Annotated in this window: 9 protein-coding genes; 3 read left to right on the forward strand and 6 right to left on the reverse strand. The window is 65.8% G+C overall.

Going from position 1 to position 12479, the window contains the following annotated elements; all coding sequences use genetic code 11:
- Positions 1 to 148 precede the first annotated feature (148 nt).
- Together GC150_12615 and GC150_12620 are read right to left on the reverse strand one after the other, a co-directional pair.
- Entirely contained in the window at positions 149 to 1240 is a 1092-nt protein-coding gene (locus GC150_12615; GenBank protein ID MBI1385744.1) for a glycosyltransferase, read from the reverse strand.
- 533 nt (positions 1241 to 1773) lie between these two features.
- On the reverse strand, positions 1774 to 3450 hold the full coding sequence (locus GC150_12620) for a formate--tetrahydrofolate ligase (protein ID MBI1385745.1): 1677 nt from the start codon (positions 3448 to 3450) through the stop codon (positions 1774 to 1776).
- 756 nt (positions 3451 to 4206) lie between these two features.
- Between GC150_12620 and GC150_12625 the strand changes: the two genes are divergently transcribed.
- Genes GC150_12625 through GC150_12635 form a run of 3 tightly spaced genes read left to right on the forward strand, consistent with a single transcriptional unit; the run spans position 4207 to position 6703 of the window.
- Positions 4207 to 5526 carry an MFS transporter gene (locus GC150_12625; protein ID MBI1385746.1) on the forward strand — a complete coding sequence of 440 codons (1320 nt, stop codon included), beginning with the start codon at positions 4207 to 4209 and terminating at the stop codon, positions 5524 to 5526.
- Entirely contained in the window at positions 5523 to 6050 is a 528-nt protein-coding gene (locus GC150_12630) for a GNAT family N-acetyltransferase (GenBank protein MBI1385747.1), read from the forward strand. The genes GC150_12625 and GC150_12630 overlap by 4 nt, the downstream gene beginning before the upstream one ends.
- Positions 6050 to 6703 (forward strand): glutathione S-transferase family protein, encoded by a 654-nt coding sequence (locus tag GC150_12635; GenBank protein MBI1385748.1) that lies wholly within the window; start codon positions 6050 to 6052, stop codon positions 6701 to 6703. The genes GC150_12630 and GC150_12635 overlap by 1 nt, the downstream gene beginning before the upstream one ends.
- A gap of 15 nt (positions 6704 to 6718) precedes the next feature.
- Here GC150_12635 and GC150_12640 read toward each other — a convergent pair whose 3' ends face one another.
- The 4 genes from GC150_12640 to GC150_12655 form a co-directional block, all read right to left on the reverse strand.
- On the reverse strand, positions 6719 to 9478 hold the full coding sequence (locus tag GC150_12640; protein MBI1385749.1) for a pyruvate, phosphate dikinase: 2760 nt from the start codon (positions 9476 to 9478) through the stop codon (positions 6719 to 6721).
- Positions 9479 to 9629: 151 nt separating this feature from the next.
- Positions 9630 to 10742: a glycine cleavage system protein T gene (locus GC150_12645; protein ID MBI1385750.1), complete on the reverse strand. Its 1113-nt coding sequence runs from the start codon at positions 10740 to 10742 to the stop codon at positions 9630 to 9632.
- A gap of 239 nt (positions 10743 to 10981) precedes the next feature.
- Positions 10982 to 11554 carry a CarD family transcriptional regulator gene (locus tag GC150_12650; protein MBI1385751.1) on the reverse strand — a complete coding sequence of 191 codons (573 nt, stop codon included), beginning with the start codon at positions 11552 to 11554 and terminating at the stop codon, positions 10982 to 10984.
- A 440-nt stretch (positions 11555 to 11994) separates the two neighbouring features.
- Complete coding sequence (locus GC150_12655) at positions 11995 to 12333, reverse strand: DUF3470 domain-containing protein (GenBank protein MBI1385752.1); 339 nt, start codon at positions 12331 to 12333, stop codon at positions 11995 to 11997.
- Positions 12334 to 12479: the final 146 nt, after the last annotated feature.

Genomic DNA, 12479 nt, shown 5'->3' on the forward strand with positions numbered 1-12479 from the left:
CCGGCTGGCGGTGAGCAGGTCGAGCGGACGCTGAACGAGGCAACCGCCCAATTCAAGGGCGAACAGGCGGGCCCAACCGCGTTCGCTCGACACTATGGCCGTGCATCGACACCCCCCTCCCTCGATGCGCCGATCGCGGGGAACCGCGTCAAGCCATCACGGAGGGCGACCGCTGCTCAGCGACCAGTTCCTGGAACAGGGCCACGAGGCGCGGCGCGGTCGCGTCGTAGGTGTATTGGGAAAGCACGAGATCGCGACCACCCGCGCCGAGGCGTGCACGCAGGGCCGGGTCGCCGGCGAGCCGCTCGAAGGCCATCACCCAGGAAGCCGTGTCGGTTGCGTGAAAGCCGTTCACATCGGGCCGGACCACGTCGTTGTTCATGCCGACCGGACTGGCGATGACGGGTTTGCCCGAGGCCATGTACTGGAGGAGCTTGAACGAGCATTTGCCCAGCGACCACGGTGTCTTGTCGAGCGGCATGATGCCGACGTCGATGGCGGCGAGGCTCTCGGCCTCGGTGGCGAGCGTCCAAGGAACGTAACGCACCGGCAACCCGTCCAGCGGTGAGGTTGCGGTGCCGATCAGGACGATCTCCACAGGTTGCCTGCGCGCGACCTCGGCAATCGCATCGCGCACGATGGAGAGATAGCGCGCGGTGACCGGCGTGCCGATCCAACCGATGCGGAGCGGTCCGTTCAATGGCTGCGCTGCCGGCGGCTCGCGCACGACGCGCGCCGCTTCGATCGGGGTCGGAACATTGAGGATGCGGCGAGCACCAGCGGCCTCGGCGCGGCCGGCCAGATAGGAGTTGCCTACGGTCACTGCGCTGGCCCGCGCCATGGCGACGTCGATCTTGCGACCGAGCAGGCCGCGAACCAGTGGGCTCGGACTCATGTCGTAGTTGTGAAAGATCGCATCGTCGAAATCGAGCACGAATGGCCTCGACACCAACCGCTCGAAGACGGACGGAAGATAGGGAAAGAGTTCGTACTCGATCCAAAGGATGTCGAACTTGCGCAGGTTCGTGAGCTGGCCAAGGCGGCCTGCGAGACGCCCCATCAAGTGCAGGCGATCGCGCGGGCGCCCGGCATAGAGATTGCGCAGATACTGACCATCGAGCAGTGGATAGTAGTGAGGTTCGATGCCGGCCTTGCGAAAGCGATCGGCATACCCGTAGAGGCGTACTCGCGAGCTCGCGCCTTGCTCGTCATATTTGGAGAAGACGCAGACCCTGACCACCCCCGGCTCCTGCTCGATGGCGCGCCGTTGTCTTGTCGCTCGCCCCGTCCCGCCGCCTCCGGGAGCGCACCCGCCGTTACCGGATGCAGGCACCGGACGCAATAGCACCCTACTGATCTCGAACGCGTTCACATCTCAACGAGGCGTGCCCAGGCGCAAACCCGATCCCACCTACCCACTTGCCGGCCGCCCAACCGCAAGGCTCTGTACGCTGCGTCGCTTCCAGAAAAGCTACGAACCGCCGCGCGCGACAGCCTACGCGGTGGTCAATCGCCGTCAACCACCGCCCGGCAGACAGGAGCTTTGCCCCGACGATAGCTCAGTTCGATCCGATTGTTTGCGGCAAAGATGGTCGTGCAGAAGGCCGGAGCGAGGAATCCGCTGCACTTTGCGGTTCGCACGCCCCCGGACGGGCGCCAACCCTTGGCCAAGTAGCGCAAACGGGGGGCGTGGCGAACCACAGCGAGGCAATCGCCCCCCACCACCAGACCAGACGGACGGCCCCCGAGGCAAGACCGGGGGCCGCGTCGATGCTAGAAGAGGCCTTGGACCAGCCCGTGCTCATCGAGCCGGATCGATTCGGCGGAGGGCACCTTGGGAAGGCCCGGCATGGTCATGATGTCACCCGTGACGGCGACGATGAAGCCGGCACCGGCCGAAAGGCGAACCTCGCGCACATTGACCGTGTGGCCCTCGGGCGCACCCTTGAGGTTCTGGTCGGTCGAGAACGAGTACTGCGTCTTGGCCATGCAGATGGGAAGGTTGCCGAAGCCCTCCTGCTCCCAGGCCTTCAGCTGATTGCGAACCGAAGCGTCCGCCGTCACCTCGCTGGCGCGGTAGAACTCCTTCGCGATCGTCTCGATCTTGGCAAAGAGCGGCATGTCGTCGGGATAGAGGACCTTGAAGTTCGACTTGCCGCTCTCGACGATGCGCACGACCTCGCGCGCGAGTTCCTCGGTTCCCTTGCTGCCGTTCGCCCAATGCGAGGCGACGATCGCCTTGGCCCCGAGGCCTTCGGCGGTCTGGCTCACGGCCGCGAGTTCGGCCGGGGTATCCGTGATGAACTGGTTGATCGCCACCACCGGCTGGAGGCCAAGCTTCTTCATGTTCTCGAGATGGCGGGCGAGGTTCGAGCAGCCGCGGCGCACCGCATCGACGTTCTCGTGTTTGAGATCGTCCTTTGCGACGCCGCCGTGCATCTTGAGGGCGCGGACAGTCGCGACCAGGACCACGGCGTCAGGTTTGAGACCCGCCTTACGGCACTTGATGTTGCTGAATTTCTCGGCCCCGAGGTCGGCACCGAAGCCGGCCTCGGTGACGACGTAGTCGGCGAGCTTGAGGGCCGTCTGCGTCGCCATCACGGAGTTGCAGCCATGGGCGATGTTGGCGAACGGACCGCCGTGGATGAACGCGGGGTTGTTCTCCAGCGTCTGCACGAGGTTCGGCATCAGCGCGTCCTTCAGCAGGACCGCCATCGCCTCGTGCGCCTTCAAGTCGCGGGCGCGGATCGCCTTCTTGCCGCGCGTGTAGCCGACGACGATGTTGCCGATGCGCTCGGTGAGGTCGGCAAGGCTGGTCGCCAGGCAGAAGATGGCCATGATTTCGGAGGCGACGGTGATATCGAAGCCATCCTCGCGCGGGTAGCCGTTACCGGTGCCGCCGAGCGAGTTGACGATCTTGCGCAGCGCGCGGTCGTTCATGTCCACGACGCGGCGGTATTGGACGCGTCGAACGTCGATGCCGAGTTCGTTGCCCCAATAGATGTGGTTGTCCAACATGGCGGCGAGCAGGTTGTGTGCCACGCCGATCGCATGGAAATCGCCGGTGAAATGGAGGTTGATGTCCTCCATTGGGACGACCTGTGCATATCCGCCGCCGGCCGCGCCGCCCTTGACGCCGAAGCATGGGCCGAGGGACGGCTCGCGCAGGCAGATCGCGGTCTTCTTGCCGATGCGATTGAGACCGTCGCCGAGGCCGACCGTCGTCGTCGTCTTGCCCTCGCCCGCCGGGGTCGGGTTGATCGCCGTCACCAGCACGAGCTTGCCGTCGGGCCGGCCCTTCAGCGAGTTCATGAAGTCGTAGGAGATCTTGGCCTTGACCGGGCCGAATTGCAGAAGTGCGTCGGCCGGAATTCCGAGCTTGGCTCCGATTTCGACCACCGGCTTCATCTTTGCCTCGCGGGCAATCTCGATATCACTCTTGACCGTCATCGACTGTCTCCTCCCGACGCCATGTCGCCACCTCGCGCAGCGCTCACGTTGCTGAGCGCCCCTGGTATCACAAATACCACTGGGATGCGAACTCGCTCGCGCGCCACGCGTTGGCGCAAAGGCGACCTCGAATGGCGCCCTGCGGGTGACGAGTCGTGGATTGCTCGATGCGTGGGAAGTCGATTTCGGAGAGCCCCCCCCAACGGGAAATCCGTTCGCCTCGGCAAGGGGTGCGCCGGAGCGGTCGGCCGGGGGGTCGAGAGCCGGAGTCGTCGGGCGGGCCGTCACGGCGATTGCGCAATCGCGAACAACCGTCGAGTGATTGCCCGAACCATCCCAATCGGCGGTCCGGGCTCAGTTCACGGCGATCGGTAGAACGGGGTTGCTCGCCGCAGCGCCGGCCGCGCAGACGATCGCAAGGGCAACGGCACCGAGCACGGCCGCAAGACCTTGGACGAGGGTCATCGTCTCGTTCGTCACTGCGATCATCTCTTGGCGGTTCATCGTCGTTGCTCCCGGTTCGGCCAATCTGGTGCACGAATGGAAGGGCGAGAGGACATCGGTGCCCAGCCACTGGATGGAAGCTGGTGGCCGACGACCGACAGACTAACCGATGCAGATGAACCGAAGCTGAGTGGCGCGGATGTCCGCGTGTCGCCTTCGCCGAGCGTTCTGTCGCTGGCTGGCGAGCGAAGACATCGATTGCCATCCATCAGATCGTCCTCGATGCCGGCAGTTGACCCGTGAGTGGCCCCGATGCGAACGCCCGATGCTGCCAGCCCACCCGTTGCCATCCTGAGCATCATGCTCTCGATGTCCTTGCTGGCGATCGGCAGCGGGCTGCTCTTTGCCTACGTGCCAGTCAAGTTGGCGGCGGGTGGCTACGATCCCTGGGTGCCGGGCGCGGTGTTCACGGTGATGTCCGTCGGCGCCTTCACCGGCTGCCTACTGGCCGGACCACTCGTGCGACGGGTCGGGCCGGCACGGGTTTTCGCCGCCATGGCCGCGTTGACACTCGTCTCGGCGCTGTTGCTGACAACGGGTGTCGACATCGCGACCTGGCTGCCTGCCCGGTACCTCTACGGCCTCGCGAGCACCGGGCTGTTCGTCGCCACACAGAGCTGGCTCAACGACGTCACCGGCAACGCGTGGCGCGGGCGCGTGATGGCGGGGTTCTACACAACCTACATCCTCTGCCAGGGCCTCGGTGGGTTCCTCATCCGGTATGTCTCCATCGAGGGGGCGCAGGCGCCGCTCCTGGCCATCTGGTTCATCACGCTCGCCATCCTGCCGATCGCCCTGACGCGGCTTGCGACGCCGCCGCCACCGCTCGACGTTGCAATTGCCGTCAGACGCACCTGGCGGATCTCGCCGGTCGGGCTGGTCGGTCTCTTTGCCTCGGGTGGCCTTTCCACGACGCTGCATGGCTTCGGCCCGGTCTATGCGACGTCGCAGGGCATGGGTAAGGATGAAATCGGCTTGCTCTTCCTGGCCATCCAGATGGGCATGCTCGGCGTTCAGATGCCGCTCGGAGCTCTTTCGGACCGCATCGACCGGCGCTATGTGCTGGTTCTCGCCTGTGGCCTCGTGCTTGCCATGGGCGCGTTTGCGCTCCGGCTCGACTTCACGTCCCTGCTGCTGGTCGGCCTCGTCTTTGCGATCTGGGCCGGAGCCACGGAGACGGTCTATTCGGTCGCAACCGCTCATGCCAACGACCGTGCCGGCCAGGCCGACTACGTCTCGCTCTCGAGCACGCTGCTGGTCGTCTGGTCGACGGCGGCGATCATCGTACCCGCGCTGGCGACAGTTCTGACGGCCGCCTACGGGCCGCATGTCTTCACCTACGTCGCGATGGTGCTGGCGGCCGCCTACGCCGTTTTCGTCAGCTATCGCCTGACGCGCTCCGAAGCCGTACCCGCAGCCGATCAAGAGCCGTTCCAGCCGATGACCGGTCAGGTGCCGTTGACGCCCGAGGTCGCCGCGAGCGGCGCATCGGCCCCTGACCGGGCCGTCGCCCGCGAGGCCACGAACATCCCTGGGAGCGCGACACGTTCGAGCAGCGAGGTCGGCGCATGAGACCGGGGCCGGGGTCGCTGTCGATCGGACCGGCGCTCGCCGAGGAGGTGGCACGCCTGCACACCATCAACGAGGCTTCGACGCCGGGTGTTGGAAGCCTGCCGCTCGAGGATTTTCCGACACTGCTCGCGCTCGCCGACACGACCCTGGTCGCGCGCATCTTGGGCGAAGCCGCCGGCTTCATCCTGTTGATGGTGGAAGGCAACGGATACGCGAGCGAGAACTACCGCTGGATCTCGCAGCGACGGGCGCGATTCGCCTACGTCGACCGCATCGCGATCGCCCCTGAGTTTCGCGGGCAGGCGATCGGACATGCACTCTATGAGGCGGCCCTCGAGACCTATTCAGGACGGCGCGAAACGCTGATCTGCGAGGTCAACCTTTCGCCGCCCAATCCCGGATCGCTGCGCTTTCACGAGCGCCTCGGCTTTGCCGCGTTCGGCGAACGCTGGTCAGCGGACCGCACCAAGGGCGTGGTTTATCTGGAACTGGCGATCGCGCCGGGTGGAAACGATCACCGGTGATGACCGGCGCGGACAAGAACGCAGGGAGAGGAACGACAATGAGCTACGTTCTCTACAGTCGCAACAGCACGGGGGGTTATGCCGTCGAGGCCGCCCTCGCCAAGGCGGGCGCCGCCTACGAGGTGGTCGAAATCTCCCGCGATACGGGCGGCGCGGACAACGCGGATTTCCTTGCGATCAGTCCGCTGCGACAGGTGCCCGCCATGCGGCTGCCGGACGGAACGGCGATGACGGAATCGGCCGCCATGGTGATCCATATCGCCGCCGTGTACCCCGACGCCGGGCTCGCACCACGTCCGGGCACGAGCGCGCACGCGCGCTTCCTGCGCTGGATGCTCTTCATGGCCTGCAACATCTACGAGGCGGACCTGCGCCACTACTACAGCGATCGCTACAGCAGCGATCCGGCCGGCGCGGCCGGGGTGAAGGAGGCGGCAGCCGCACACATGCGCCGCTCGCTCGACATCGTGGAGTCCGAGCTTTCGCCGTACCTCCTGGGCAAGGAGATGTCGATCGCCGACGTCTACCTCGCGATGCTCCTCACCTGGTTCCCCTATCCGATCCTGCAACCGCGCCTTCGGGCACTCGTCACCGACGTGTCCGGGCATGCCGTCTATGGGCCGATCTGGCGGGCGCACGGCATGACCACGTGAGGCGTCGCTGGCGGGTCAGGCGGCGGCGCCCGCCTGCGACCTCGCCCGCGCGCGCAGCGCCGCCTGGGCGGCGGCGAGCCGCGCGATCGGCACGCGGAACGGCGAGCAGCTCACGTAATCGAGGCCCGCACGCTCGCAGAAATCGATCGAGTGCGACTCTCCACCATGCTCGCCGCAAATGCCGAGCTTGATGTCGGGGCGGACAGCCTGACCGCGCTCGATGGCGATGCGCACCAGTTCGCCGACGCCGTCCTGGTCGACGGAGATGAAGGGATCCTGTTCGAGGATGCCCTGTCGCAGGTAAGTGTCGAGGATCGGCGCGGCATCGTCGCGGCTGAGGCCGAAAGTGGTCTGCGTGAGGTCGTTGGTGCCGAAGGAAAAGAACTCGGCGCGCCGCGCGATCTCGCCGGCCATCAGGCAGGCGCGCGGCAACTCGATCATGGTGCCGACCTGATAATCGATCGCCATGCCAGAGTTCGTGCGCACCTCGCCCGCGACCCGGTCGATGATACCTGCCAGCACCTCGAACTCGGCGCGCCCGACGACCAGCGGCACCATGATCTCCGGGACGACGGGCGCGCCCGTCCGCCGTGCGGCCTCGACAGCCGCCTCGAAGATGGCTCTCGCCTGCATTTCCGGGATCTCGGGATAGCGGATGGCGAGACGGCAGCCGCGGAACCCCAGCATGGGATTGAATTCCGAAAGCTCCTTGACTCGATCCTTGAGGCGCACCGCCGAAACCCCCATGGAGCCGGCGACCTCGGCAATCTCGTGATCCTCGTGGGGGAGGAATTCGTGCAGCGGGGGATCGAGCAGGCGAATCGTCACGGGCAGGCCGGACATCGTCTCGAAGAGGGCGATGAAATCGTCGCGCTGCATCGGCAGGATACGGGCGAGTGCAGTACGCCGGCCCTCGGGCGCCTCGGCGAGAATCATCTCGCGCACCGCCAGTATGCGCTCCTCCTCGAAGAACATATGCTCCGTGCGGCAGAGGCCAATTCCCTCCGCGCCGAAGTCCCGCGACTGGCGGGCGTCGCGCTCGGTATCGGCATTGGCCCGCACCTTCATGCGCCGGACACCATCGGCCCAGGCCATCAGCGTGCCGAAGTCGCCCGAGAGCTGCGGTTGACGCATCGGGACGGCGCCCTTGAGGACCTGCCCGGTCGTGCCGTCGATGGTGACGACGTCGCCGCGGTGGAAGACCTCACCTGCGATCGTCATGGTCTCGCTCTTGGCGTCGATCCGGATCGAGCCGGCGCCCGAAACGCACGGCCGCCCCATGCCGCGCGCTACGACCGCTGCGTGCGAGGTCATGCCGCCGCGCGTCGTCAGGATGCCTGCGGCAGCGTGCATGCCGTGGATGTCCTCCGGGCTCGTTTCGACGCGCACCAGGATGCATGGGCGGTTCTGCTGGCGCATCGCCTCGGCGTCGTCGGCAGTGAAGACGATCTCGCCCGCGGCCGCGCCGGGCGAAGCCGGGAGCCCAGAGGCAAGAATCTGGCGCTCCGCAGCCGGATCGAGAGTCGGATGGAGGAGTTGGTCGAGCGCCTCGGGGGTAATGCGTAGCACCGCCTCGTCGCGCGTGATGAGGCCTTCGCTCGCCATGTCCACCGCGATCTTGATGGCGGCACTCGTGGTGCGCTTGCCCGATCGGGTCTGCAGCATCCAGAGCTTGCCTTCCTGGATCGTGAACTCGAGGTCCTGCATGTCGCGGTAATGCGCCTCGAGCCGCTCGTAGATCGCCGTCAGTTCGGCGAAAGCGGCGGGCATCAGTGCCTCGAGGGAGGGCTTGGTGTCGCCGGCGGCAAGGCGGGCGCGCTCGGTCAGGCTCTGCGGGGTACGGATGCCTGCCACCACGTCCTCGCCCTGTGCGTTGACCAGGAACTCGCCATAGAGGGCCTTGGCTCCGGTCGAGGGATCGCGGGTGAACGCCACGCCCGTCGCGCTCGAATCGCCCCGGTTGCCGAATACCATCGCCTGGACGTTGACGGCCGTGCCCCATTCGTCGGGGATGTCGTGCAGACGGCGGTAGGTGATGGCGCGGGCGTTCTGCCAGGAGGAGAAAACAGCGCCGATCGCGCCCCATAGTTGCGCTTCGGTATCCATGGGGAACGTCGTGCCGAGTTCCTCTTCCACGGCCGCCTTGTAGGCGTCGACGATCTGGCGCCAATCGTCGGCGTCCATGTCCGTGTCGTTGAGGTAACCGTTCTGGCTCTTGTGATTGTCGAGGATGTCCTCGAAGACCCCGTGCTCGACGCCGAGAACGACGTCCGCGTACATCTGGATGAAGCGGCGGTAGCTGTCGTAGGCAAAGCGCGCGTCGCCTGACTTGGCGGCAAGGCCGGCGACGGTTTCGTCGTTGAGACCGAGGTTGAGGACGGTGTCCATCATGCCGGGCATCGAGGCGCGCGCGCCGGAGCGGACCGAGACCAGCAGTGGATTGGCGCGGGAGCCGAACTCGGCACCGACGGCGCGCCCTACCCCTGCGATCGCTTCGCGCACCTGGGCGGCGAGGCCATCGGGAAAGGCGCGGCCATTGGCGTAATAGGCCGTGCAGACCTCGGTGGTGATGGTGAAGCCGGGTGGCACGGGCAGGCCGAGGTTGGCCACCTCGGCGGGGTTGGCGCCCTTGCCGCCGAGCAACTCCTTCATGCTGGCGGCGCCTTCCGCCGCGCCGCCACCGAAGAAATACACCCACTTGCGGTCTGCGCCGATACCCACTGCGGAACGCTCTGCAGCGCCATCGTTCCGCCTCGGCAGGTTGGTCGCATTCATCGGCTCGTCTCCTGGCGATCTCTTCGACTCAACACCCCCTCGGCCTGCTTAGCAGTGACGACAGGGCCAGGCAAAAGTCTCGGGGCGGACGGCGTACGCGGCTGTGCACCACGCAACGCCTTGCGGACATGGAGCGCGGAGTGGGCTCACGTCATTTGCAGAAGGGCAGGCCCGTCATCCGAGCGGCACGCTCCTTGCCGTTTTCGAGGACGACGACGAGATCATCGGCTCCATCCTTGATGCGGCGATCGAGGAGTGCCATCGCGACATTCTGTTTGAGGCGCGGCGAGTGGGCGAGGGCGGTCAGCCAGCCGACCTGGCGCCCCTTGCGCAGCACCTTGAGGCGATGGCCGGTCGGATCGAGCGCACGCCCGGCGACGATCAGGCCGACCTGGCGGCGCTTGGGGCCCTCGTCGCGGATGCGGCGCAATGCCTCCTTGCCGATGAAGGCCGCACGCTGGTCGAGATCGCAATAGTGCGCCAGCGTCAGCTCCAGCGGGTTGGTGTCGCCAAACGTGTCACCGCCGACGGAGATCAACCCGCTTTCGACGCGCTCGATGGCATTGGGGCAACCCGGGGCGATGCCGTGGCGCTTGCCGGCCGCCGCGACGAGCCGCCAAAGGTCGCCACCCCGACTCGCATCGAGAAGATAAAGCTCGAAACCGCCCTGCTTGGACCAACCGCTGCGCTGGATGATCAGTGGAATGCCGTCGATGGTATGGGGACGGAACCAGAAGTATTTGAGCTGCCTCACCCAATCGCCCACCAGACCGGCAACGACCTCCTCGGCGAGCGGACCCTGGACCGCGAGCGGGGAGGCGTCGGGCTCGCTGACCGCCACCTTGAAGCCGCGCTCGTTCGCGATGGCGCGCACCCAGAACAGAAGGTCGTTGTCGGCGATCGAAAGCCAATACTTCTCCTCGGAAAGCTTGAGGAGGATCGGATCGTTGAGGAGAGTTCCGGCGTGATCGCAGATCGGCACGTACTTGCCCTGGCCCACCACCTGGCCCGAGAGGTTGCGCGGCGTCAGGTACTGCGCGAGCTTGCCAGCGTCCGGACCAGCGATCTCGACCTGGCGCTCGCAGGCCACGTCCCACATGCTGACGCCCTCGACGAGGCGCCAGTATTCGCCGAGCGGATCGCCGTACGAGACGGGCATGTACATGTGGTTGTAGATCGTGAAACCCGTCACTCCCGCCTTGACGGTCGCCTCGAAGAAGGGCGATTTGCGGACCCGCGGCCCGATCGCGATGGAAAACGCCACGCCGAAAACACTCCCTGGTGCATGAACCAACCCGCCGGCCCGGCCGACGCTTCGACCAGTCCTTCGCACGACATTGGCGGGCCTGCAATCGCGGCGGGCGAATGACGAAGCGAGCGGTGAACGGCTGGTGGATCGCGGTCGACGGTCGACAAAAAACCCGGGCCGAGGCCCGGGTTCGTTGATCATTCGTAAGGCGGCGCCAGCCACTTGCGGCAGGCCGGCAACAGCGGAAAGACGCGTCACGCAGCCTTCGTCGCGTCGTCGACCTCGCCTTCGCGCGCTTTACGGGCAGCGCTGGCGCTCTTGGCCAGGATGCCGGTGATCTTCTGGACTGCGCCGAGTTCGTCCAGGTTTTCCACGGCCGCAACCTCGCGAGCCATGCGGTCGAGAGCCTGCTCGTAGAGCTGACGCTCGGAGTAGGACTGCTCCGGCTGGCTCTCGGCCCTGTAGAGGTCACGCACCACCTCGGCGATCGCAACAAGATCGCCGGAGTTGATCTTGGCCTCGTACTCCTGGGCCCGCCGGCTCCACATGGTGCGCTTGACGCGCGCGCGGCCCTTCAGCGTCGAGAGCGCCTTCTTCATGACAGGATCGAGCGAGAGCTTGCGCATGCCGACGGACTCGACCTTAGAGGTCGGAACACGCAGCGTCATCTTCTCCTGCTGGAAATCGATGACGAAGAGCTCGAGCTTGTGGCCAGCAACCGTCTGTTCCTCGATGGCGACGATCTTGCCTACACCGTGCGAAGGATAGACGATGTGCTCACCAATCGCGAAACCATTCTTCTCAACGGTCTTCTTTTTCGCAGCCATACTCGCTCTCACGTTCTGGGCGTAGCGATCGCCGGGGACGTATCAGCCCTGCAGCGGGGCGCCCGCTCCGCTGCTTCGACCCGGGCGCGACCCGGGGTTTTCATGTCGTGAAGCCGCACCCGAGCAATGCCCGAGAACGCCTCTAGATTGTCGGATGGCCATACCTTGCCGGCAGTTGCTGTTCAGACGGTCACCTCTCGTGGTGCCCTTTATTCAGCCGGCATCGGTTTGGCGGCCCGTTGAAAACCGGAACCGCCGGAGATTTCGTTCACGCCACTCCTGGCTCATCCATAGCACATCCCGCACGAGAAATGAAGTGGGTGCGACCATGGTGCAACACAAGACCCCCGGAAGGCGAGCGCCCGGGGGTCGTGTCTCGGAGCGCGGGGCCGGTGGGGCAAACGCAACCCCGGCAGCCCGAAGCGAAAAACTTCGACTTATCAATCACCTTCGCCGGGCGCTTCGCTGAAGTACTTCTCGTACTTGTTCGCCGCCCCCTCGAATTCCGCCGCCTCGGGCAGCGGATCCTTCTTGGAGGTGATGTTCGGCCACTTCTCGGCATAGATGCGATTGAGTTCGAGCCACTTTTCGATTCCCGGCGCGGTGTCCGGCTGGATCGCGTTGGCCGGGCACTCGGGCTCGCAGACACCGCAGTCGATGCATTCGTCCGGGTGGATGACGAGCATGTTCTCGCCTTCATAGAAACAGTCGACCGGGCAGACCTCGACGCAATCGGTGTACTTACACTTTATGCAGCTTTCATTGACGATGAAGGTCACGGCTCAACTCCGGCTCGCTCGTTCGGGGCGCGCGTAGGCTCATCCCCGCTCTCGCCCGCTTCCTAGTTGATGCGCTCGATGGTGGCAACCGACGGCAATCGCGAGGGGGCAATCATCCAGAGCGCGGTGGCGGCCCGTCCCAGAGT

It is taken from the genome of Hyphomicrobiales bacterium (genome assembly GCA_016125495.1).
Classification (GTDB): Bacteria; Pseudomonadota; Alphaproteobacteria; order Rhizobiales; family RI-29; genus RI-29.

Excerpts from the sequence above, each read along its gene's own strand:
- GC150_12620 (MBI1385745.1), bottom strand. The coding sequence starts at position 3,450 with ATGACGGTCAAGAGTGATATCGAGATTGCCCGCGAGGCAAAGATGAAG.
- GC150_12625 (MBI1385746.1), top strand. The coding sequence starts at position 4,207 with ATGCGAACGCCCGATGCTGCCAGCCCACCCGTTGCCATCCTGAGCATC.
- GC150_12630 (MBI1385747.1), top strand. The coding sequence starts at position 5,523 with ATGAGACCGGGGCCGGGGTCGCTGTCGATCGGACCGGCGCTCGCCGAG.
- GC150_12635 (MBI1385748.1), top strand. The coding sequence starts at position 6,050 with ATGACCGGCGCGGACAAGAACGCAGGGAGAGGAACGACAATGAGCTAC.
- GC150_12640 (MBI1385749.1), bottom strand. The coding sequence starts at position 9,478 with ATGAATGCGACCAACCTGCCGAGGCGGAACGATGGCGCTGCAGAGCGT.
- GC150_12650 (MBI1385751.1), bottom strand. The coding sequence starts at position 11,554 with ATGGCTGCGAAAAAGAAGACCGTTGAGAAGAATGGTTTCGCGATTGGT.